Annotated in this window: 18 protein-coding genes and 7 tRNA genes; 12 read left to right on the top strand and 13 right to left on the bottom strand. The window is 73.7% G+C overall.

The window, feature by feature from the left end; translation table 11 throughout:
- Positions 1-101: 101 nt before the first annotated feature.
- Positions 102-2,309, top strand: a complete 2,208-nt coding sequence (locus ACFYOU_RS25390; RefSeq protein WP_391308758.1) for an elongation factor G-like protein EF-G2 — start codon at positions 102-104, stop codon at positions 2,307-2,309.
- Between the two features lie 326 nt (positions 2,310-2,635).
- On the top strand, positions 2,636-4,294 hold the full coding sequence (locus ACFYOU_RS25385; RefSeq protein WP_389765583.1) for a hypothetical protein: 1,659 nt from the start codon (positions 2,636-2,638) through the stop codon (positions 4,292-4,294).
- Positions 4,295-4,344: 50 nt separating this feature from the next.
- On the opposite strand, the gene ACFYOU_RS25380 is transcribed toward ACFYOU_RS25385, so the two are convergent.
- Together ACFYOU_RS25380 and thrS are read right to left on the bottom strand one after the other, a co-directional pair.
- A complete protein-coding gene (locus ACFYOU_RS25380; RefSeq protein WP_389765581.1) occupies positions 4,345-4,905 on the bottom strand; it encodes an HIT family protein in 561 nt (186 codons plus the stop codon).
- A 51-nt stretch (positions 4,906-4,956) separates the two neighbouring features.
- A complete protein-coding gene (gene thrS, locus ACFYOU_RS25375) occupies positions 4,957-6,933 on the bottom strand; it encodes a threonine--tRNA ligase (RefSeq protein WP_387001007.1) in 1,977 nt (658 codons plus the stop codon).
- A 370-nt stretch (positions 6,934-7,303) separates the two neighbouring features.
- Here thrS and ACFYOU_RS25370 point away from each other — a divergent pair, with 370 nt between their 5' ends.
- On the top strand, positions 7,304-8,029 hold the full coding sequence (locus ACFYOU_RS25370; RefSeq protein ID WP_391308754.1) for an exonuclease domain-containing protein: 726 nt from the start codon (positions 7,304-7,306) through the stop codon (positions 8,027-8,029).
- A gap of 66 nt (positions 8,030-8,095) precedes the next feature.
- On the opposite strand, the gene ACFYOU_RS25365 is transcribed toward ACFYOU_RS25370, so the two are convergent.
- Positions 8,096-8,167 (bottom strand) — tRNA-Val (locus ACFYOU_RS25365).
- A 39-nt stretch (positions 8,168-8,206) separates the two neighbouring features.
- Positions 8,207-8,698 (bottom strand): SRPBCC family protein, encoded by a 492-nt coding sequence (locus tag ACFYOU_RS25360; RefSeq protein WP_391308753.1) that lies wholly within the window; start codon positions 8,696-8,698, stop codon positions 8,207-8,209.
- A gap of 117 nt (positions 8,699-8,815) precedes the next feature.
- Here ACFYOU_RS25360 and ACFYOU_RS25355 point away from each other — a divergent pair, with 117 nt between their 5' ends.
- Complete coding sequence (locus ACFYOU_RS25355; protein ID WP_391308751.1) at positions 8,816-11,272, top strand: SCO7613 C-terminal domain-containing membrane protein; 2,457 nt, start codon at positions 8,816-8,818, stop codon at positions 11,270-11,272.
- 238 nt (positions 11,273-11,510) lie between these two features.
- On the opposite strand, the gene ACFYOU_RS25350 is transcribed toward ACFYOU_RS25355, so the two are convergent.
- Positions 11,511-11,582, bottom strand: a tRNA-Val gene (locus ACFYOU_RS25350).
- An 82-nt stretch (positions 11,583-11,664) separates the two neighbouring features.
- A complete protein-coding gene (locus ACFYOU_RS25345; RefSeq protein ID WP_391308749.1) occupies positions 11,665-12,108 on the bottom strand; it encodes a TIGR02611 family protein in 444 nt (147 codons plus the stop codon).
- A 190-nt stretch (positions 12,109-12,298) separates the two neighbouring features.
- Here ACFYOU_RS25345 and ACFYOU_RS25340 point away from each other — a divergent pair, with 190 nt between their 5' ends.
- The gene (locus ACFYOU_RS25340; protein WP_003959770.1) at positions 12,299-12,712 is read left to right on the top strand and encodes an SsgA family sporulation/cell division regulator; all 414 of its coding nucleotides are present in this window, start codon (positions 12,299-12,301) and stop codon (positions 12,710-12,712) included.
- Positions 12,713-12,985: 273 nt separating this feature from the next.
- Positions 12,986-13,555, top strand: a complete 570-nt coding sequence (locus tag ACFYOU_RS25335) for a CGNR zinc finger domain-containing protein (RefSeq protein ID WP_391308747.1) — start codon at positions 12,986-12,988, stop codon at positions 13,553-13,555.
- A 31-nt stretch (positions 13,556-13,586) separates the two neighbouring features.
- Here ACFYOU_RS25335 and ACFYOU_RS25330 read toward each other — a convergent pair whose 3' ends face one another.
- A complete protein-coding gene (locus ACFYOU_RS25330) occupies positions 13,587-14,177 on the bottom strand; it encodes a hypothetical protein (RefSeq protein ID WP_391308903.1) in 591 nt (196 codons plus the stop codon).
- Positions 14,178-14,303: 126 nt separating this feature from the next.
- Positions 14,304-14,780: a hypothetical protein gene (locus ACFYOU_RS25325; protein ID WP_391308745.1), complete on the bottom strand. Its 477-nt coding sequence runs from the start codon at positions 14,778-14,780 to the stop codon at positions 14,304-14,306.
- A 163-nt stretch (positions 14,781-14,943) separates the two neighbouring features.
- On the opposite strand from ACFYOU_RS25325, the gene ACFYOU_RS25320 reads away from it, so the two are divergent.
- Positions 14,944-15,462, top strand: a complete 519-nt coding sequence (locus ACFYOU_RS25320; RefSeq protein WP_391308743.1) for a DsbA family protein — start codon at positions 14,944-14,946, stop codon at positions 15,460-15,462.
- An 18-nt stretch (positions 15,463-15,480) separates the two neighbouring features.
- Here the strand turns inward: ACFYOU_RS25320 and ACFYOU_RS25315 are convergent, their stop codons facing one another.
- The 3 genes from ACFYOU_RS25315 to ACFYOU_RS25305 form a co-directional block, all read right to left on the bottom strand.
- Positions 15,481-16,299: a GNAT family N-acetyltransferase gene (locus ACFYOU_RS25315; RefSeq protein ID WP_391308742.1), complete on the bottom strand. Its 819-nt coding sequence runs from the start codon at positions 16,297-16,299 to the stop codon at positions 15,481-15,483.
- A gap of 74 nt (positions 16,300-16,373) precedes the next feature.
- A complete protein-coding gene (locus ACFYOU_RS25310; protein WP_391308740.1) occupies positions 16,374-17,192 on the bottom strand; it encodes an aminotransferase class IV in 819 nt (272 codons plus the stop codon).
- Entirely contained in the window at positions 17,189-18,247 is a 1,059-nt protein-coding gene (locus ACFYOU_RS25305; protein ID WP_391308738.1) for a chorismate-binding protein, read from the bottom strand. Before ACFYOU_RS25305 ends, ACFYOU_RS25310 begins: the two co-directional genes overlap by 4 nt.
- A gap of 144 nt (positions 18,248-18,391) precedes the next feature.
- Between ACFYOU_RS25305 and ACFYOU_RS25300 the strand changes: the two genes are divergently transcribed.
- The 5 genes from ACFYOU_RS25300 (at position 18,392) to ACFYOU_RS25280 (ending at position 18,897) form a co-directional block, all read left to right on the top strand.
- Positions 18,392-18,464, top strand: a tRNA-Gly gene (locus ACFYOU_RS25300).
- A gap of 36 nt (positions 18,465-18,500) precedes the next feature.
- Positions 18,501-18,574, top strand: a tRNA-Cys gene (locus ACFYOU_RS25295).
- 1 nt (position 18,575) lies between these two features.
- Positions 18,576-18,647: transfer RNA gene (locus tag ACFYOU_RS25290), tRNA-Val, on the top strand.
- A gap of 22 nt (positions 18,648-18,669) precedes the next feature.
- Positions 18,670-18,741, top strand: a tRNA-Val gene (locus tag ACFYOU_RS25285).
- 81 nt (positions 18,742-18,822) lie between these two features.
- Positions 18,823-18,897, top strand: a tRNA-Val gene (locus tag ACFYOU_RS25280).
- Between the two features lie 157 nt (positions 18,898-19,054).
- On the opposite strand, the gene ACFYOU_RS25275 is transcribed toward ACFYOU_RS25280, so the two are convergent.
- Both ACFYOU_RS25275 and ACFYOU_RS25270 read right to left on the bottom strand, forming a co-directional pair.
- Positions 19,055-19,363: a zf-TFIIB domain-containing protein gene (locus ACFYOU_RS25275; protein ID WP_385493210.1), complete on the bottom strand. Its 309-nt coding sequence runs from the start codon at positions 19,361-19,363 to the stop codon at positions 19,055-19,057.
- 112 nt (positions 19,364-19,475) lie between these two features.
- Positions 19,476-20,471 (bottom strand): phosphotransferase, encoded by a 996-nt coding sequence (locus tag ACFYOU_RS25270; RefSeq protein WP_391308736.1) that lies wholly within the window; start codon positions 20,469-20,471, stop codon positions 19,476-19,478.
- Between the last annotated feature and the right edge of the window lie 15 nt (positions 20,472-20,486).

Raw genomic sequence — 20,486 nt, 5'->3', positions numbered from 1 at the left:
CCAGAGCACCGCGGGCGTCCTGCGGGGCCGCCCTCCCCGGGCGGCCCCGCGGACCCGCTCCGGACGGGGCTCCCACCGTGCACACGACCGGGAGGCAGGCCATGGGCGACAAGGCGAACGCGCAGCCCGGAGCCGCCGCGGGGGTGGTGCCGGCCGACGGTCCCGCGTCGGTCCGGAACGTGGCGCTGGTGGGCCACAGCGGCTCCGGCAAGACGACCCTGGTGGAGGCCCTGGCGCTGACCGCGGGGGCGGTGAACCGGGCGGGCCGGGTCGAGGACGGCAACACCGTCTCCGACCACGACGAGATCGAGCACCGGCAGCACCGTTCGGTGCAGCTGTCCGTGGTCCCGCTGGAGTGGAACGGCTGCAAGGTGAACCTGGTGGACACCCCGGGCTACGCGGACTTCGTCGGGGAGCTGCGGGCCGGGCTGCGCGCGGCCGACGCGGCGCTCTTCGTGGTGTCGGCGGCCGAGGGGCCGGAGGTGACGGCGGGGGCGACCCGGTTGCTGTGGGAGGAGTGCGCCGCCGCGGGGACGCCCCGGGCCGTCGTGGTCACCCACCTGGAGTCGGCGCGCGCCGGTTTCGAGGAGGTGGCGGAGCTGTGCGCCCGGACCTTCGGCGGTGCGGACCCCGATGCGGTGCTGCCGCTCCACCTGCCGGTGCGGGGCGGGCCGGGGCCGGACGGCCACGCGCCCGTGACCGGGCTGGTCGACCTGGTGTCGGGGCGGTCCTTCGACTACTCCTCCGGTCGGCGGGTGGCGGCGGAACCGGGACCCGAGCAGGTGTCGCTGGTCCGGGAGGCGCGGAGCCGGCTGATCGAGGGGATCATCGCCGAGAGCGAGGACGAGGGGCTGATGGACCGCTACCTCGCCGGCGCGGCCGTCGAGGTGGAGACGCTGGTGGCCGACCTGGAGCGGGCCGTGGCGCGCGGGGTGTTCCACCCGGTGCTCGCGGCGGCCCCGGCCGCCCCGGGGGCCCGGCAGGGCCTCGGCACGGTGGAGGTGCTGGAGCTGCTGACCGGCGGCTTCCCCACCCCGTTGGAGCGCACGGCGCCACCGGTCACGACCCCGGACGGTGCGGGGCGGCCCGGGGTGGTCTGCGACCCGGACGGCCCGCTGGTCGCGGAGGTCGTGAAGACGCTGTCGGACCCGTACGTGGGCCGGGTGTCGCTGGTGCGGGTGTTCTCCGGGACGCTGCGGCCGGACGCGACGGTGCACGTGTCCGGGCACGGGCTCGCCGACCGGGGCCACGAGGACCATGACGTGCAGGCCCGGATCGGTGCGCTGACCTCGCCCTTCGGGAAGCAGCAGCGGATGCTGGCCGAGTGCGTCGCGGGTGATCTGGCGTGTGTGGCGAAGCTGGGCGCCGCGGAGACCGGTGACACCCTGTCCTCGACCGACGACCCGCTGCTGATGGCGCCGTGGGAGTTGCCCGACCCGCTGCTGCCGGTCGCGGTCCAGGCGCACGGCAAGGCCGACGAGGACCGGCTGTCGACGGGGCTCGCGCGACTCGCCGCCGAGGACCCGACGCTGCGGCTGGAGCAGAACCAGGACACCCACCAGGTGGTCCTGTGGTGCGTCGGGGAGGCGCACGCCGAGCTGGCCCTGGAGCGGCTGCGCGCCCGGTACGGGGTGCAGGTCGACGTCGTGCCCCACCGGGTGCCGCTGCGGGAGACCTTCGCGGGCCCCTCCACCGGACAGGGTCGGCACGTCAAGCAGTCGGGCGGGCACGGGCAGTTCGCCGTCTGCGAGATCGAGGTGGAGCCGCTGCCGGGCGGTTCGGGGATCGAGTTCGTGGACGCGGTGGTCGGTGGGGCGGTGCCCCGTGCGTTCGTCCCCTCGGTGGAGAAGGGCGTGCGCGCGCGGGCGGCCAAGGGGGTGGTCGCGGGCCATCCGTTGATCGACGTGCGGGTCACCCTGCGGGACGGGAAGGCGCACTCGGTGGACTCGTCGGACGCCGCGTTCCAGGCGGCCGGGGCGCTCGCCCTGCGGGAGGCCGCCGAGGGCGCGACGGTCCATCTGCTGGAGCCGTTCGCCGAGGTGCGGGTCCTGGTGGGCGACGCGTACGTGGGCCCGGTGATGAGCGATCTGACCGGGCGGCGGGGCCGGGTGGTGGGCACCGAGCAGGAGCCCGGGGGCCGCACGCTGGTACGGGCCGAGGTCCCGGAGATCGAGATCGGGCGGTACGCGGTGGACCTGCGTTCGCTGGCGCACGGGACGGCCCGCTTCAGCCGCGCCTACCTCCGTCACGAACCGATGCCGCGGCAGGTCGCGGAGCGGGTGCGGGGGCAACAGGAGGCGGGCGCCTGAGCGTCGGCGTCGGCGTCGGCCCCGGTGGCGAGGGCGGGGCGAAGGCAGGGCGGGGTAGGGGCAGGGGCGGGGCCGAGGACGGGGACGGGGGCGGGACGGGGGCGGGGGCGAACTCGCCCCGGCGGGTGGCCTTTCGTCGTCCCCTGACGGATACCGGCCCCTGCGGATACGCTGAGTCCTGGTCGTGTCGCGGTGCGCGTGCGCCCCGTGCCGTCACGACTGCGGGGGCGGTTCGATCCAGCCGTCCACCTGGTCAACAGGTGTGCGGAGCAGTCACGTCGGGAAGGGCCGCAGGAGCGACAGCGCGGCAAGGAGGGGGTTCTGCGGTGGCGGACGGTTTCGATTTCACTCCGGGGGCTCAGGTTCCGCTCTCGGGTTCATCGGGTCAGACCGCGGCCACCACGGCGCTCGCGTCGGCCGCGTACCGGGACAGTCCGATCGAGGACATCAAGCAGGCGGACAACGAGTTGTACCAGTCGGGCGTCGACGGCGGTCGCCCCTGGGCGTCCCTGTTCGCGCCGAACCTCGGGGAGGCGTTCTCCCGGGCGATCCAGGTCCGGATGCTGGGGGGCGGCCGGGCGCCGCTGATCCAGTCCTTCGGCATCGATCCGCAGGCCGTCGTGGAACACGCCCTGGCGGCCAGTCGCATCCGCAAGCACCGGGACAGCTGGCTCACCGCGATCATGGCGCTGTGCGGGTTCGTCTTCCTCCCGGGGCTGCTGGGCTGGCTGTTGGTCTTCCAGGTGCGCCGCTGGGTGAACGGCTCCACCGACAAGCGCGCCTCCACGCTGGGCACCGCGCTGCTGATCGGGGTCGGCGTGTTCGCCGCCCTGCTGCTGTGGAAGCTGCCGTTCACCGGCTTCTGGCCCTGGTACGCGCGGGCCGCGATCGTCGCCCCGGTCGTCGGCTGGGTGTGGGCCAAGCAGATCTGCGAGCGGACGGCGCAGGACCTGCGTTCGCGCTGGGACGGTCTGCTGTCCGGCGGCGGGGTCGGGGCGAAGATCCCCGAGTCGGTGCCCACCCACCCCAACCAGACGGCCGCCGAGGCGCTGCGCCAGGGGCTGGCCCGACTGGGCGCCGAGCAGCAGTCCAACTCCGTGTTCTACGCCGGCCCCAAGGGCATCCTGGGGATGGGCACCCGCTGGGGCAGTTGGCAGCTCGCCGAGGACCTGGTGTCCCGGGAGCCCGGCAAGGAGATCCATCCGTTCCGCAGCTGGGACGTGGTGCGCGCCATCCACGACCAGTTGCGGATGCTGACCCGCGGCCCCCTGCACACCGGTGGCTTCCCGACCCCCTCGATACGGCACTGGATCGTGACGCCGATCGGCGAGGGCGCGAAGGGCGTGTCGCGACCCAGCGGCACGGACGTCGACGCGTACCAGATCAAGTCGCACGAGATACAGCGGATCTGCAACGAGCAGCAGTTCGGCAGCGGTGACCGGCACTACCTGGGCGTCCAGTTCGTCCTGTGGGACGGCCAGCTGGTGATCACCATGATGATCACCGTCACGGTGCTCCACGAGACGCTGCGCATCGAGGTCACGGGGCACGCCCTGGGGCCGGTGCACGGGCTGTTCACCACACCGTCGTCGCCGAAGACGAAGTCCGTGTCCAAGGCGATCAGGTTCTGGGAGACCAGGACGGTGAACCTGCCGCTGATCGAACCGGACGAGGTGGTGCGGCTGGCCGCGCGGGCGCCGCTCACCTGGTACCCGCCGCTGTTGGACTGGCTCGGCGGCAAGATGTCGCTGCCGGAGCCGTTCGGGCTGCGGCACGCATGGGCCTCGCAGCCCTGGCGGCACCGGTTCATGGCGGACGACGCGCTGCGGGCGGCCACTCCGGTGCTGCGGGTGGTGCACGCGGCGGCGCTCAAGGTGCTCGACGAGAACGGCGTCGACACCGACAAGTTCGGAGCCCGTTCGGCGTTCCTCTCGGGCGCCGTCCAGGACCCGTCACCGCGCAAGGCCGACCTGTACGACGCCTGAGGTCCGCGGCTGCACCGCCCGCGCCCCGAAGGGCGCGGGCGGTGGGCGGCTCAGACGGGCCAGGCCGCCGCGAGCATGGTCCGGGTGTCGGCGAGGAGCTGGGGCAGCACCTTCGTGTGTCCGACGACGGGCATGAAGTTGGTGTCACCGCCCCAGCGCGGCACCACGTGCTGGTGCAGGTGCGCGGCGATGCCGGCGCCGGCGACGGTCCCCTGGTTCATGCCGATGTTGAAGCCGTGCGCTCCGGACGCGGCCCGCAGTGCGGTCATCAGGCGCTGGGTGAAGTCCGCCAGCTCCAGCGTCTCGCTCCGGTCCAACTCGGTGTAGTCGGCGACGTGCCGGTAGGGCACGGCCATGGCGTGCCCGCCGGTGTACGGGTACAGGTTGAGCACCGCGTAGACCTGCTCGCCCCGGGCGATGATCAGCCCGTCCTCGTCCGATTTGGCCGGAATCGAACAGAACGGACAGCCGTCGTCGACCCCGGGGCCGGTCGGCTTGTTCTCTCCCTGGATGTACGCCATCCGGTGGGGCGTCCACAGTCTCTGGAAAGCGTCGGGGACGCCCACTCCGATCTGGTGCTCCGGCTCACTCGTCGTCATGCTGTGCAGCATAGGACCCCCGGGAGGACGAGCCTCCCGGGGGCCGGACGCCGGAGCGCCGGATCAGACCTGGGTGCGGTCCGCGACGACCTGCTCGATCTTGGCGAGGGCGTCGGCGACGGCGATGCCGTTCTCCTGGGAGCCGTCGCGGTAGCGGAAGGAGACCGCGCCGTTCGCCATGTCCTCATCGCCCGCGATGATCATGAACGGCACCTTCTGCTTCTGCGCGTTGCGGATCTTCTTCTGCATCCGGTCCGAGGAGGAGTCGACCTCCACCCGTAGCCCGCGCTTGCGGGCCTGCCGGGCGAAGTCCTCCAGGTACGGCACGTGGGCGTCACCGATCGGGATGCCGGTCGCCTGGACCGGGGCCAGCCACGCCGGGAAGGCCCCCGCGTAGTGCTCCAGGAGCACCGCGAAGAACCGCTCGATCGACCCGAACAGCGCACGGTGGATCATGACCGGCCGCTGCTTGGTGCCGTCGGGGCCGGTGTACTCCAGGTCGAAGCGCTCCGGCAGGTTGAAGTCGAGCTGCACGGTCGACATCTGCCAGGTCCGGCCGATGGCGTCCTTGGCCTGGACGGAGATCTTCGGGCCGTAGAAGGCGGCGCCGCCCGGGTCCGGGACCAGCGGCAGGCCCTGCTTCTCGGCGACCTTGCGCAGCGTCTCAGTGGCCTCGTCCCAGATCTCGTCGGAGCCGACGAACTTCTCGGGGTCCTTGGTGGACAGCTCCAGGTAGAAGTCGGTGAGGCCGTAGTCGCGCAGCAGGTTCAGCACGAAGGTCAGCGTCGAGTCGAGCTCGTCCGCCATCTGCTCCTTGGTGCAGTAGATGTGCGCGTCGTCCTGGGTGAAGCCGCGGGCACGGGTGAGGCCGTGCACGACCCCCGACTTCTCGTACCGGTACACCGTCCCGAACTCGAACAGGCGCAGCGGGAGCTCACGGTAGGAGCGACCCCGCGCGTCGAAGATCAGGTTGTGCATCGGGCAGTTCATGGGCTTGAGGTAGTAGTCCACGCCCTCGTCGAGCTGCATGGGCGGGTACATGCCGTCGGCGTACCAGTCGAGGTGCCCGGAGGTCTCGAACAGCTTCCCCTTGGTGGCGTGCGGGGTGTAGACGAACTCGTACCCCTCCTCCTCGTGGCGGCGCCGGGAGTAGTCCTCCATGACCCGGCGGACCACGCCGCCCTTGGGGTGGAAGACGGCGAGGCCGGAGCCGATCTGGTCGGGGATCGAGAAGAGGTCCAGCTCGTTGCCGAGCTTGCGGTGGTCGCGCTTCTCGGCCTCGGCGAGGAAGTCGAGGTGCGCCTTCAGCTCCTCCTTGGAGGGCCAGGCGGTGCCGTAGATGCGCTGGAGCATCGGGTTCTTCTCGCTGCCGCGCCAGTACGCGGCGGCGTTGCGCATCAGCTTGAACGCGGGGATGTTCCGGGTGGTCGGCAGGTGGGGGCCCCGGCAGAGGTCCTTCCAGCACAGGTCCCCGGTCTTGGCGTCCAGGTTGTCGTAGATCGTCAGCTCGCCGGCGCCGACCTCGACGTCCGCGCCGTCGTCGTGCGAGGCGGCGCCCTTGAGGCCGATCAGCTCCAGCTTGTACGGCTCGTCCGCCAGCTCCTCGCGGGCCGCCTCGTCACTGACGACGCGGCGCGAGAAGCGCTGGCCGCGCTTCTGGATCTCCTGCATCTTCTTCTCGACGGCCTTGAGGTCCTCGGGGGTGAAGGGCCTGGCCACGTCGAAGTCGTAGTAGAAGCCGTCCCGGACCGGCGGGCCGATGCCGAGCTTGGCCTCGGGGAACAGTTCCTGCACGGCCTGCGCCATGACGTGCGCGGTGGAGTGGCGCAGGATGTCGAGGCCGTCCTCGGAGGAGATGTCGACGGGCTCGACGCTCTCCCCGTCGCGCACCTCGTACGCGAGGTCCTTCAGGTCGCCGTCCACCCGGGCGGCGACGACGGAACGCTCGCCGGGGAACAGGTCGGCGGCCGTGGTGCCCGTCGTCACCGCTCGCTCTTCCCGCTCGGAATCGCGTTGGATGACCACACGGACGTCTGACACCGGACTCTCCTGCCTGAAGGTGGGGCGCTACCAGTCGCGGGTACGCGCTCCCCGGATCGTACCGAGCCGGGGCCGTCCACCGCGAAACGGTTACCCCGGGCGACGCCCCGTGCACTCCCCCGGCGCGCCCTCGTGCGCCCCGGCCCGGCCGCGCCCGGTCACCGCGCCCCGGCCCGCACGGCGGCGCCAGGTCTCCTCGGAGGGGGGACGTTCCCCCTCCGCTGCCAGCGGTGCCGACGGGTCGTCGAACTGCCGTAACCGAGGCGGGGTCTTGCCGCCGGCCCGCGTATGCCCGAAGCGGCCCGGGTATCACCCGAGCGGGCAGTAGGTGACAGCCAAGTGCCGCGTTGGACTGAGGAGTTGGGTGACCATGACGCTCTGGTACGAGGGCCCGCTGGCCGCCTTCGCCACGGAGACCACCGGCGTGGACGTCGAGTCCGACCGGATCGTCGCGGCGGCCGTGGTCTGTCAGGACGCGCCGGGCGGGCGCCCCCGGGTGACGCGCTGGCTGGTCAACCCGGGCGTGCCGATACCGGAGCGGGCCACGGCGGTGCACGGCCTGACGGACGAGCAGGTGGCGCGGACCGGCCGGTGGCCGTCCCCGGTGATGGAGGAGATCGCCCGCGCGCTCAGCGACCACGGCGCGGCGGGCCGCCCCCTGGTGGTGATGAACGCGCCGTTCGACCTGACCCTGCTGGACCGCGAGTTGCGTCGGCACCGGGCGGCCACGCTCCCCCGCTACCTGGAGACCACCCCGCTGCGGGTGCTCGACCCGTGGGTGCTCGACCGGCACTTCGACCGCTACCGCAAGGGCGGCCGGACCCTGGCCGACCTGTGCGCGCACTACGCCGTGGAACCGGTCGGGGCGCACGACACGGCGGCCGACGCCCTGCGGGCGATCGAGGTGGTCCGAGCGGTGGGCCAGCGCTTCGCGGCCCGGCTCGGCCGGCTCTCGCCCGCCGAACTGCACACCCTCCAGGCGGTCTGGCACGCCGCACAAGCCCGCGGTCCCCAGGCGTGGTTCGCGCGTCCCGGCACCGAGGAGGCGGTCGACCCGGCCTGGCCGCTGCGCCCCGAACTGCGGACCGCCGTCTGAGGGCCCGGCGGGCGTCCGCACGCAGAAGGACCGGCCCGCCTCTCGGCGGACCGGTCCTCTCCCGGGTGGGCGATACTGGGTTCGAACCAGTGACCTCTTCGGTGTGAACGAAGCGCTCTCCCACTGAGCTAATCGCCCGGGAACGCACTGAACCATACAGGCCCCGGGCGGGTTCGTTCAAACCGTTCCGCCCGCCCCCGGGTACGTGCCCCGACGCAGCAGCGCGGTGAGGCCGTGCCGCCCGCAGCGCATCATCCACGCGTGGTTGAGCAGGAAGAAGGGCCGGCCCGGCACGGCGAGCCGCCGCATCGACGGCCGGCGCACCTCGACCTCCTGGTCGTAGCGGGCGAGGGTGCCGAGCCCACCGGGCGCCAGGGTCCAGCGGGCCCAGCCGTCGAGGTCCCCGCTCATGGCGACCTCCAGCACGCCGGCGGCCGGGTCGCTCCGGACGCGGGTCGCGGTGACGACGAGGGCGTACGGCAGGAACGACCGGAACCGGGCGGTGCCGGTGGGCTCCCCGTCGCCGGTGCGCCCGGGCGCCGGGGTCACCTCCCGGACCTGCGGCCACCAGCGCGGGTAGTCCTCGGCCCGTTCCAGGACGGCGAAGACGGTGCCGGGCGGCGCGGGCAGGTCCCAACGGCTGTGGAGGCGGTAGTGGCACCAGTCCATGCCGGCAGTGTGCCCGGGCGGGGGCGCCCCTCCCGGCGGGACGCGCCCGACCACTGAGTACGGCGGCTGAGTACGCGTGCTCAGGTGGTGCGCGTCGAGCCTCGTCACACTCCCGGTATGACGAACTACCCCCCGCCGGCCGAGGAACTACGGCTGGTGGACCGCGAACTCGGGATGCTGGACGCCCGTCGAGCGGTCCTGCTCCAGCGCCGGGCCTGGCTGCTGAACGTGCTTCGGGCCACCCCCGTCCCGCCACCGGCCCGCCCGGGCCCCCCGCCCGGGTCGAGGGCTTTGCGCCCCGACACGGGTGCGCGCGGGGTGCAGAACCTCCTGCTGGTGCTGGGCGGCTTGCTGCTGGCGGTGGCGGCCGTCGCCTTCACGCTGTTGAGCTGGGGGCGGATGGGCATCGCGGGGCGCTCCCTGGTGCTCGGCGCGGTGACCGCGGCGGCGCTCGCCGTGCCGCTGGTCGCGCTGCGCCGGGGGCTGCGCTCCACCGCCGAGGCGATCGCCGGCACCGGCCTGGTGCTGACGGTCCTGGACGCGTACGCCGTGCACCGGGTGGCGCTGCCCGAACTGGGGACGACGGCCTACACGGCGGTCGCCGCGGCGGCCCTGGCCACCGGGTGGGCGGGTTACGGGCTGGCGGTCCGCGCCCTGCGGCTGCCCGTCCCCGCCGCGGTGCTCGCCGCACAACCGGTGCTGTTCCTGTGGGCGGTGGCCGCGGGGGCGGAGGTCCCGGTGCTGGCTGCGGCGCTCCTGGTGACGAGCGCCGGCGACACGGTGCTGGCGCTGCGCGCCCCGGGCCGTGCCGTGCGGATCACCGCCGCCGTGACGGCGGGGGTCGTGGGGTCGGCGGCGGTGCTCGCGAGCCTGTGGCAGGTGGGGTCGGCCGACTCGTGGGCGGACTCCCTGGTCGGTGCCGCGCTGCTGGCGGCGACCGCGGCCCTCGCGGTGGCCGCGGCCCGGGCGGTGACGTCGACGGGGCTCGCCCTGGCGCTGTCGCTGACCGGCGGCCTCCTCGCGGTGGCGGCGCTCGGTGTCGCTCCGGCCCGGTTCCTGCCGGACGCCTGGGTGCTTCCCGGGTACCTGTCGGTCGCGCTCGTCCTGGGCGCCGCGGCCCTGTTGCCGGACCCGTCGCGGTGGCCGGCCGGTCCGGTGCGCCGCGGTGTGCTGCTGGCGGCGGGGGTCGTGCAGGCGGCGGGCCTGCTGTGGGCGGGCCCCGTGGTGGCGCTGGGCGTGGTGGGACCGCTGCGGCAGTGGGGCGCGGTGTGGTCCGGGACCCCCGAGCACCTGCCGTCCCCGGAAGGGAGTGCCGGGCTCCCGGAGCCGCTGGCGGCGACCGTGGTGCTCGCGGTGCTCGCCGCCGTGGCGTACGGCCTCGCCGTCCTGCGGGAGCGGGGCGGTGCCCCGGACCCGCGGCTGCGGCTCGCCGTCGTCGTACTGGGCTGGGCGGGCGCCGTCTCGCTCCCGTCGGCCCTGCGACTGCCCTACGCGGCGGCGCTGACGGCGTACGGGGTGCTGGTGGCCGTCCTGGTGGCCCGGGGGTGCCGTCACGGCGGGATCGCACCCGGCGGCGCCACGCCCGGCAAGGAGGGCGGGCCGACGGCCCTGCCGCACCCGGCGCTGCTGCTCGCCCTGCTGACCTCGCTCAGCACCACGTCCCTGGCCCTGGCCACGCAGACCGCCACCCTGGTGGTCCTGGGTGCCCTGTGCGCCGTGTCCGCCGGCGCCGGTCGGGCGCTGCGCGGGAGCCGCGTGCCGCTCGCGGCCCCGGTGGCGGCCGTGGTCTGCCTCGGTTACGCCACCGGTCTGCTCGGGGCCGTCGGAGCCGCGCTCGACCTCGGCCACCCGGGTACCGCCCTGCTGCTCCTCACCGTGCCGACGGTCACCGTCCTGCTCGCGGCCTGGCTCGGGGACGATCCGCTGACCCGGGCCGTGGAGGGCGGCGGGGTGCCGGCGGCGGTCGTCGCGGTGCTGCTCGCCGCACCGGACGCAGCGGTGCTCTCCCTGGTCCTCGGCGTGTGCGGCGCACTGGCGGCGGTGACCGCGCTGCGCGCCGACCGGCGGGCGGCGGGGTACGTGGCGGCCACGCTGTTCGTGCTCTCCACCTGGGCCCGGCTGCTCGGCTGGGAGGTGACGGCCCCGGAGGCGTACGCCCTTCCGGTGACGGCGCTGGCCCTGGCGGTGGGGGTGCTGCGCAGGCGGGGCCGTCCGCTGACCTCCTCCTGGGCCGCGTACGGACCGGGCCTGGCCGTGACGCTGCTGCCCTCGCTGATGGCCGCCTGGTCTGACCCCGGATGGGTACGGCCGCTGCTGCTCGGCGCGGGGGCGCTCGGCGTGACCCTGGTGGGCGCGCGCCACCGCCTCCAGGCGCCGTTGGTCCTCGGCGGGACGGTCGTCGCACTGGTGGCCCTGCACGAACTCGCCCCGTACGTCGCCCAGGTGGCGGGAGCCCTGCCGCGCTGGCTGCCGCCGGCGCTCGCCGGTCTGCTGCTGCTGGGGGTGGGCGCGACGTACGAACACCGTCTACGGGACGTGCGCCGATTCCGTACGGCGCTCGGTCGGCTGCACTGAGGGCCGACGGGTGAGGGTGCCCCGCCCGGGGCCGCGCGGCTCCGGGCGGGGCTTCGACGGGGGTCGTGGCGGGGCGAACTGAGCGCCGGTCAGAATCACCCCGGAGAAGCGGAGTTCCGGCGCGTGGAATTCACCGGAAAGCGACGGTGACAATTCAGCCTCGAACACGGTCAGTGAAGCATCACGCCAAATACCCGTGGCCCGGAGGCTTTGGGGCCTCCGGGCCACGGGTCCGGGGTGGGCGATACTGGGTTCGAACCAGTGACCTCTTCGGTGTGAACGAAGCGCTCTCCCACTGAGCTAATCGCCCCGGGTGCACGGAGAACATTACCGCATGTCAGCCGGCGCTCCGACCACCCCGGCCCGCCCCCCGGACGGGCCCGCCGAGCGGCTCACCACTCGACGTCCCAGGGCATGGTCAGCCCGTACTTCCACAGGTAGTAGCCCATGAGCACCCCGATGATGGTGAGACCGAGCCCCGTGAGGATCATGTTCCGACGGCGCACCTTGGGGTCGAGCGCCCGCTGCGCCGCCTCGGTGACCTTGCGTTTCGTCCAGCGGAGCACCAGCTGGGCCCAGACGAACTCGGTCGCCCAGATGGCCATGCCGGCGAAGATCACCAGCCAGCCGGGACCGGGCAGCACCAGCATCGCGACGCCGGCGCCGACCACGGCGAGTCCCACGATGAACACGCCGACCTGCCAGCTCAGGTGCAGCACCTTGCGCCGCTGGACGTACGCCGGGGCCCGGGAGCCCAGGGGCCGTTCCGCCTGCTCGTCTTCCGCGTCGTCGGCCGCCAAGGCCACCTTCCCCGTTCCGTCACTCCCCGTATTCATGGGGACAAACGTACCCGAAGGAATCCGGTCACCGGAATGGTCCCGTGGTACGAACAATGGCTCCGCCGTACGGGGTACCTAAAGACACGCAAAACCCTCAGAGGGGTTTACAACGGCACCGTAGGTGGCATGTCGATTTCGCCGACGTGCGAATCCCCGAGCGCACACTGAGCGAAAGGCCATGGCGCTTATGAACACCACGGTCAGCTGCGAGCTGCACCTGCGCCTCGTTGTGTCGAGCGAGTCCTCACTGCCTGTTCCCGCAGGACTGCGGTATGACACGGCCGATCCCTACGCCGTGCACGCCACCTTCCACACCGGAGCCGAGGAGACCGTCGAGTGGGTCTTCGCCCGCGATCTCCTCGCCGAGGGCCTGCACCGGCCCACCGGCACCGGCGACGTCCGCGTCTGGCCGTCCCGGAGCCACGGTCAGGGCGTGGTGTGCATCGCCCTGAGCTCCCCCGAAGGCGAGGCTCTGCTGGAGGCCCCGGCGCGGGCCCTGGAATCGTTCCTGAAGCGAACGGACGCAGCCGTGCCGCCGGGCACGGAACACCGCCACTTCGATCTCGATACGGAGCTGTCCCACATCCTGGCCGAGAGCTAGGAGAGGTCCGGGAGGGCCACCGCACGACGAGAGAGGGCAGGCACAGCCACACCGAACGAGCCCGACGCCGTCCGACTCGGGGAGACGGCGCGGGCCCCGGCCCCCGTAGAGGGCACTCACCGGCGCCACCGCAGCGGAACACCGTGCGGGGGCGCCGGTGAGTGCGTCCGGGGCCCGGGAGGGGCGCAGGCGCCCGTACAGGGGCTCGCGGAGCCAGTAGCATCGGCCCTCAAGACGGGCCACGGGTCCGGTTCGCGGCCAGGGGAGCGATTCGTGCTGATCACCCATGACACCCGGTGCGCCCTGAACACCGTGGTCGACCTGGTGAACTCCGCGCCGGAGGACGACGACGCCGATCCGAAGAGTGACGGACTGGCCGACCTCACCGCACTGCGGGCCTTCGTGCACGACCACGAGATCAGTGACGTCGGCGCCCTGACCGAGGCGGACCTCACGGCCGTGCACCGGGTCCGCGCCCGGTTCGCCGAGGCGTTCGCGGGCCACGGTCCGGCGACGATGGCGGCACTGATCAACGAACTGGTGGCCGGGGCGGGCACCACCCCACGGCTCACCGACCACGACGGCTACGACTGGCACATGCACTACTTCGCGCCGGGAGCCTCCATCGGGGACCACCTCGCGGCGGACTGCGGGATGGCCCTCGCGTTCTTCGTGGTCGCCGGGGAGCAGGAGCGGCTGCGGCGCTGCGCGGCCCCGGACTGCCGGCGGGCCTTCGTGGACCTGTCCCGCAACCGCTCCCGTCGTTACTGCGACGGCCGCACCTGCGGCAACCGCCTGCACGTCGCCGCGTACCGGGCCCGCCGCAGGGGGGCCACCGGCTGAACGGGGCGGACCGCCCGTCCCCCGGGCCCGGTCAGCGCCCGAGCAGGAACAGGTCGTGCACCGCCCCCATCATCAGCAGGGTGCCGATCACCGTCAGGAAGATCATCAGTGGTGGTTGGGAGAGGGCGAAGAGACAGCCCTGCGCCTCCTGGGGAACCCCCGCGGGCACGTCGACGGAAGGCGTTCCGGTCGGTTCCGGTCGAGGAGGGGCGGCCGGCGGCGGCTCGACCGGGTCCCGCCGGCTGACGGGACGCGCTGACCGCCCCCCGTACGTGGTGACCCAGGGTGACCGTCGGAGGTCCTTGCGGCCCGTCGGGCGGGCGTGCGCCCGGCGGACCGCCACCGGGGACGGGGGTGGTCCTGCCGGGTGCGCGCGGGACGGGTCGGCTCCGGAGGGGAGCCGCACCGGGGGCGCGGTGCGTCGGTTCCGTGGCCGGCGTGCGCTGGGGCGCACGGTGTGGGCGGAGGTGGCTGTGTGGGCGGGGGTGGCTGTGTGGTTCCTGGTGGCGCCGTCGTCCAGGGGGGCCCGACCGGCCCGGTCCGCCGCATCGGCGGCGACTGGATCGACGAGGGCGGCACCGTGGTGCGTGGTGTCGAGCATCTCGCGCCGATGATGACGCATCACCCGACGCGACGCGATCAACACGCCCGTATTGGGCGGGAGTTCACCGGATTCCGTGTCACATGCTGAGATGGCTCGGCAGGGCGTTCGTGCCCGGGCGCGGCGCCCGGCGGGAGTCGACAGCCGTCAGATGCCGTGCTTCTTCAGAATGGCCTCGATGTCGCTGAAGTCCTCCGAGCCGGGGGCCGAGGACGGTCGGGAGGCGGGCTTGGCGGACGACTTGGACGGCTTGAGCGACGGACGGCCGCCCGCCTGCGACGACGCGCCGGGCGCCACCGCCTCCCGCTCCGCGGCACCGGCCGCCTTCGCCTGGGCCTTGGCCGCCCGCCGGTCCTTGCGGCTCACCCCGCGCCGCCGCTCCACCGCCCGGGTCGTCATGAACAGGCCCCACGCCACGCCGAGCACCCCGAACCCGGCCCACGCGGTCGGGCTGAAAGCGGTGTCCACGATCCACTGGACGGCCCCGGTCATGACCAGCCCGAGCGGTACGAGCGCATAGGCGGCGGTCCGGGCCGCGGCGAGGAACCGCTTGCGGTAGGCGGTGACCGCCGCGATGCCCAGGCCCGCCACGGCCACGGCGGAACACACGGTTTCGGCAATCATGCCGGCCTCCAGCTGAATCGGTCGGACGGTTCGTCCCCCTCCATCCTGCACCGACCCCGGCCCCGCGGGCCACGGCCGGAACGCACCTCAGGGAGAACTCGGGGTCGATCTCCTCCCCAGGTCCCGGGCCGGACCGGCCGGGGAGAGCTGCGAGACTTGCCCCATGAACGACTCCGCTTCCCCGCAGCCCGCGGGCCGTCCCGTCCTCGACCTCTGGTGCGAGCTCCAGTGTCCCGACTGCCGGACCGCGCTGGACGACCTCCACGCCCTGCGGGCCCGCTACGGGGACCGACTGGAGCTGCGGCTGCGCCACTTCCCGCTGGCCAAGCACCGGCACGCGTTCGCCGCCGCCCAGGCCGCGGAGGAAGCGACGGTGCAGGGCCGGGGCTGGCCCTACGTCGAGGCGGTGCTCGCCCGGGCCGAGGAACTGGACCGCGGGGGCGAGGCGTTGCTGGTCGAGGTGGCCCGGGAGCTGGGGTTGGACGCGGAGGAGTTCGACACCGCGCTGATCGACGGGCGGCACACCCTGATCGTCGACGCCGACCAGGCGGAGGGCAAGGCGCTGGGCGTGACGGGCACCCCGACGTACGTCATCGACGGGCAACGGCTCGACGGGGGCGAGAGTCAGGACGGACTGCGGGAGCGCATCGAGGAGATCGTGGACGGACTGCTCGCCCGCTGACCCTTCCCGCCGCAACGGTCACAGGGGCTTGTAGAGGTGGTGGACGGTCGACTCGAACCCCAGGGACTCGTACAGCCGCAGGGCCGGGGTGTTGCCGAGGAAGACGTTGAGGCCGAGCGTCCGGTGCCCCGCGGCGAGCGCCTGCGCCGCGGCGTGCCGCATCAGGGTGCGTCCGTGGCCGTGGCCCCGGTGCTCCGGGACGACCTCCACCTCGTAGACGTAGGAACTCTCGGCGCCGTGGGCGACCCAGATCGTCCCGACCACCGTGCCCCGGTGTTCGAGGACGCTGATCGCCGCCCCCGGGGTGTCGAGTCCGTCGGGCAACAGACGGAGGTAGTCGCGCTCGGCCTTGGCCCGGGCCTCGTCCTCCGGCACGCCCCGTTCGATCCAGTCACCGACGTACGCCTCCTGGGACGTCGTGCGCCAGGGACCGTACTCGGCCGGGGTCATCGGCCGGGCCGGGCCGTCCGGGAGCGGGGGCGCCGCCCGGTCGAGGTCGAGGGCCATCAGCCGGTTGCGCTCCACGTACCCGAGGGCCCGGCCGAGTCGGAGGGCCACCGGGGCGTCGGCCGGGACCGAGGCCTCGATCCGCCGGCAGCCCCAGCCGCGGGCCACCTCCTCGGCGGCGAGCGCGGCGACCGTCCCCCGGCCGCGGCCCCGGTCCGGCTCGTCGACCCGCAGCGCGCGCACCCGGGCCACCCGGGGGCCGAACCGCTCGTCGGTGGCGAGGTCGATCTCGCCCACGGGACGACTGTTGACGCAGATCCGGAAGTGCCGGGAGCGGCCCCCGTCGGCGAGTTGCTGGAGCGGCCCGGTCGGCCGCAGGGTGGTGGTCATCGCTGATGTCTACCCGCCGGGCGGCACCCAGTCATCGGGATTTCGCGAGCGCGCCCGGGGGCGCGGTCACCGGCTCACGGGTCCAGGTCGTCGGCGGACCGCTCGGCGAAGATCCGCATCGCCTTGGCGGTCACCGGTCCGGGCGCCGGCAGTTCACGGCCGTCGACGCGGTGCACGGCCTGGACGTCACGCAGCGTCGAGGTGAGGAAGATCTCCTCCGCGCGGTCCAGGACGTCCAACGGCAGGTCCGTCTCCTGTGCGTCCGACCACTCGACGGCGAGCGCACGGGTGATGCCCGCGAGGCAGCCCGAGGCGACGGGCGGGGTGTGGAGCTGGCCGTCGAGGACGACGAAGACGTTCGATCCGGTGCCCTCGCAGAGCCGTCCGACCGTGTTGCCGAACAGCGCCTCCGTGGCGCCCCGTTCCCGGGCCCGGGCGAGCGCGACCACGTTCTCGGCGTACGAGGTGGTCTTCAGCCCGGCCAGCGCCCCGCGCTCGTTGCGGGTCCAGGGCACCGTGACGACCGCGGTGGTGTCGGCGCGCCGGGAGACCGGGCCGATCGCGACGACCAGGGTGGGCGGGTGTTCTCCCCGGTCGGAGCCGAGCGGGGAATCGCCCCCGGTGTAGGTGACGCGCAGCCGTCCGAGCGGCATGGGGTTGGCGTCCACGACGGCGCGACAGGCCCGGCGGACCTCGTCGAGGTCGGGTTCCGGCAGGCCGAGGCCGCGGGCGGAGCGCGCCAGCCGGTCCAGGTGGCGGGTCAGGGCGAAGGCCCGCCCGTCGACGGTCTTCATCGTCTCGAAGATCCCGTCACCGACGGTGAGTCCGTGGTCGAACACGGAGACGCGCGCGGATGCGCCGTCCCGGAGTCCGCCGTCGAGCCAGATCTTCACAGGGAGCCCTCCAGGGGGTCGGGGTCCGTGGGGGGCGGCGCGCCGCCCGATGCCACGGTGAGTAGTCTGGCCGCCTTCAGTTCGGTCTCGCGCCACTCGCGTTCCGGGTCCGAGCCCCAGGTGATGCCCGCACCGGTGCCGAAGCGCAGCAGACCCGCGGCACGGTCGATCCAGAAGGTGCGGATGCCCACGGCCAGCTCACCCGTGCCCCGGTCGGCGTCGACCCAGCCGATGCCCCCACAGTAGGGGCCGCGCGGTCCGACCTCCAGGGCCTCGATGATCCGCAGGGCGCTGGACTTGGGCGCCCCCGTGACGGACCCGGGCGGGAAGGCAGCGCCCAGCAGTTCCGCCCAGCCCGCGCCGGGGCGCAGTTCGCCGCGGACGGTGGAGACGAGGTGGACGAGCCCGGGGTGCTTCTCGACCACGCAGAGGTCGGGGACGGTGACCGAGCCCGTGACGCAGACCCGGCCGAGGTCGTTGCGGACCAGGTCCACGATCATGACGTTCTCGGCGTGGTCCTTCTCCAGCAGGTCGGCTTCGGTGCGTCCGGTGCCCTTGATCGGCCCCGACTCCACGGTCCGGCCCGTGCGGCGCAGGAACAGTTCGGGCGAGGCGGTGGCGACCTCCACGCCGTGTTCCGGCAGGCGAATCGTTCCGGCGTAGGGGGCGGGGTTGCCGCGGGCGAGCAGTGCGGTCAACGCGTCCACGTCCGCGTCCGCAGCCACGGGAGCCGACAGGACCCGGCACAGGTTCGCCTGGTAGACCTCGCCCGCCGCTATGTGGTCGCGGACGCGCCGCACGCCCCGGGTGTACGCCTCGCGGTCGAGCGAGGACGCCCAGTCGTCCGGGCCGGGGCCCCGCCACGCCCCCGGAGCCGGCGCGGGCACCGGGGCGGGTCGTACGTCGTCGAAGCGCGCGCACACCAGCCGGCCCTCGAAGTCGGCGCACACGGCCCAGAAGCCCCGGCCGTCCAGCGCGGCGGGATCGCTGGTCACGTCACGCAGACCGGTGGCGAGGAGGCCGCCGAAGCGGGCCAGGGCGGGGAGGGTACGCACGGCTGCGAGTCTAGGCCGGGGGCCCGGTGGGCGCCGTGGGGTGGTGTCGGGGCAGCACGCTGCGTAAACGCGTTTTTGTGGTTCCCCGGGAATCCGCTAGAGTTCAACACGTCGCCGGGACGCGCAAGCGCACCGAAACGACATGCGGACGTAGCTCAGTTGGTAGAGCGCAACCTTGCCAAGGTTGAGGTCGCGAGTTCGAACCTCGTCGTCCGCTCAGGAGCGGGGAGTTCCCAGAACCCGTCGCATCCCTGGTGGAGTGGCCGAGAGGCGAGGCAACGGCCTGCAAAGCCGTCTACACGGGTTCAAATCCCGTCTCCACCTCCACGGACGATTAGCTCAGCGGGAGAGCGCTTCCCTGACACGGAAGAGGTCACTGGTTCAATCCCAGTATCGTCCACTGGACCCGGCTTCGGGTGCCCGCGCGATTAGCTCAGCGGGAGAGCGCTTCCCTGACACGGAAGAGGTCACTGGTTCAATCCCAGTATCGCGCACGCAGTACACCGCACCACCCTCCGGTCGACTTCCGGGCGGGCCTCCGGGTCACCGCTCCTGGTAGTCTCCCGGGACACCCCGCGCGATTAGCTCAGCGGGAGAGCGCTTCCCTGACACGGAAGAGGTCACTGGTTCAATCCCAGTATCGCGCACCACCCGTCAGCCCCCGGTCGTCCTCGACACCGGGGGCTGCGTCGTGCCCGGGCCGTGTGCCTCACGTGCGCAAGGACCGACTCCGTGCCCCGGGGACCAGGGGGCCTCCGGGGACACGGAACCGTTCACGCGCCGTCGTGCGGCGGGCGGGCCGTGGGCTCAGGAGGAGAACAGCATCCGCCCGAAGCCGCGGTTCCGGTGGCCGCCGTGACCCCCGTGGTGACCGTGGTGCGCGCCGTGCCCACCGTGCTGCGGTGCGCCCCAGGCCGGTGCGGGCGGGGCCTGGGCGGGGTAGCCCTGCGGGGCGGGCGGCGGCGGCGCGGGCTGGGTCCACTGGGACTCCAACCGCGTCAGCGCCTCCAACTCGCCGTAGTCCAGGAATATCCCGCGGCAACCGGAGCACTGCTCGATCTGGACGCCGTTGCGGTTGTACGTGTTCATGGGCGCGTGGCACTTCGGACACTGCATGGACGGGCTCAACTCCTCGCCGTTAGGTACCGCTTCGCCGGAATACTGCCCGGCTTTCGTTCTCCTGCACCTTACTTCGCTTCCCTCCCGGCCAACTCCCCCGACGAACGGGTCACTCGGCGGGCGGCGCCCCGCCCATCCGGTCGCAGGCACTGATCACCGCCCACTCGTCCCCGTCGGGCGGGCGGCCCTCCCGCAGGCTCCTGGTGATCGCCAGGGCCGCCGTCTGCACGGTCAGGGCCCGCGCGGCGACGTCCAGCGCCGGCCAGGGGTCGCCCCCGGCGGGCACCGCGGGGCCCTCCCCCGCGCGGTACGCGCCGAGGAAACGGCTCCACTCGTCCGGACCGAGCAGCCCGCACGCGTACCAGGCGGCGGGCCGGGCCAGGTCCCAGACGGCCGGCCCGGCGCCGAGGTCGTCCACGTCGATCAGGCGCCAGGGGCCGTCCGGCGCCCTGACCAGTTGCCCCAGGTGGAGGTCGCCGTGGCAGAGCGCGGGCGGGCCGGGTGCCGCCGCCTCGTCCCGCGCCCAGGGCGGCAGGGTCCGCCAGGCGCGTTCCACGGCTGCGACCGCCGCTGCGGCCGGGCCCGCGCGCAGCGGCCAGGGGAGGCCGGACCCGCCACCGGCCCCGGTCCGCATCCGGTGGACGGCCAGCGCGGCCTTCGTCGGCCCGCGCATCGCGGGCAGGGGGCCGGGCAGCCGGGACACGTCGACGCGGTGGAGGCGGGCCAGCAGGGCGCCCGCCGCCTCCCACGGCGCGCGCTCGGGGGCGTCGGGATCGACCGGGACCCCGTACGGCCAGAGGCTGACCGGGCGGCCGGCCAGTGTCGTCGCGGGGGCGGCGGTGTGCTCCGTCGCGCCGGGGGCCAGCGGGGGCAGCAGCACGTCCGCCAGCGCCGGGTGGCCCGCCACCGCGATCCGGGCGGCCAGTTCCTCCGGATCGGAGCCGTCGGCGTGCGCCTTGGCCACGACGTCGCCGTGGCGCACCACGACCCCGTCGTCCCGCCGGGCGAGCACGTCACCGACGTGCCCGCAGTCGCACTCCGGGTCCGCCCCGTGGACCGCGGTCCGGGCCCGTACCCGCAGTCCCTGCACCACCGCACCGCTCATCGACTGCCCCGCCCC

The sequence above is a fragment of the Streptomyces sp. NPDC005955 genome (assembly GCF_042871255.1).
GTDB lineage: Bacteria > Actinomycetota > Actinomycetes > Streptomycetales > Streptomycetaceae > Streptomyces.
This window is presented reverse-complemented; position numbering and strand designations above follow the sequence as displayed.

Excerpts from the sequence above, each read along its gene's own strand:
- ACFYOU_RS25390 (WP_391308758.1), top strand. The coding sequence starts at position 102 with ATGGGCGACAAGGCGAACGCGCAGCCCGGAGCCGCCGCGGGGGTGGTG.
- ACFYOU_RS25380 (WP_389765581.1), bottom strand. The coding sequence starts at position 4,905 with ATGCTGCACAGCATGACGACGAGTGAGCCGGAGCACCAGATCGGAGTG.
- ACFYOU_RS25370 (WP_391308754.1), top strand. The coding sequence starts at position 7,304 with ATGACGCTCTGGTACGAGGGCCCGCTGGCCGCCTTCGCCACGGAGACC.
- ACFYOU_RS25360 (WP_391308753.1), bottom strand. The coding sequence starts at position 8,698 with ATGGACTGGTGCCACTACCGCCTCCACAGCCGTTGGGACCTGCCCGCG.
- ACFYOU_RS25355 (WP_391308751.1), top strand. The coding sequence starts at position 8,816 with ATGACGAACTACCCCCCGCCGGCCGAGGAACTACGGCTGGTGGACCGC.
- ACFYOU_RS25345 (WP_391308749.1), bottom strand. The coding sequence starts at position 12,108 with ATGAATACGGGGAGTGACGGAACGGGGAAGGTGGCCTTGGCGGCCGAC.
- ACFYOU_RS25340 (WP_003959770.1), top strand. The coding sequence starts at position 12,299 with ATGAACACCACGGTCAGCTGCGAGCTGCACCTGCGCCTCGTTGTGTCG.
- ACFYOU_RS25330 (WP_391308903.1), bottom strand. The coding sequence starts at position 14,177 with ATGCGTCATCATCGGCGCGAGATGCTCGACACCACGCACCACGGTGCC.
- ACFYOU_RS25325 (WP_391308745.1), bottom strand. The coding sequence starts at position 14,780 with ATGATTGCCGAAACCGTGTGTTCCGCCGTGGCCGTGGCGGGCCTGGGC.
- ACFYOU_RS25320 (WP_391308743.1), top strand. The coding sequence starts at position 14,944 with ATGAACGACTCCGCTTCCCCGCAGCCCGCGGGCCGTCCCGTCCTCGAC.
- ACFYOU_RS25315 (WP_391308742.1), bottom strand. The coding sequence starts at position 16,299 with ATGACCACCACCCTGCGGCCGACCGGGCCGCTCCAGCAACTCGCCGAC.
- ACFYOU_RS25275 (WP_385493210.1), bottom strand. The coding sequence starts at position 19,363 with ATGCAGTGTCCGAAGTGCCACGCGCCCATGAACACGTACAACCGCAAC.
- ACFYOU_RS25270 (WP_391308736.1), bottom strand. The coding sequence starts at position 20,471 with ATGAGCGGTGCGGTGGTGCAGGGACTGCGGGTACGGGCCCGGACCGCG.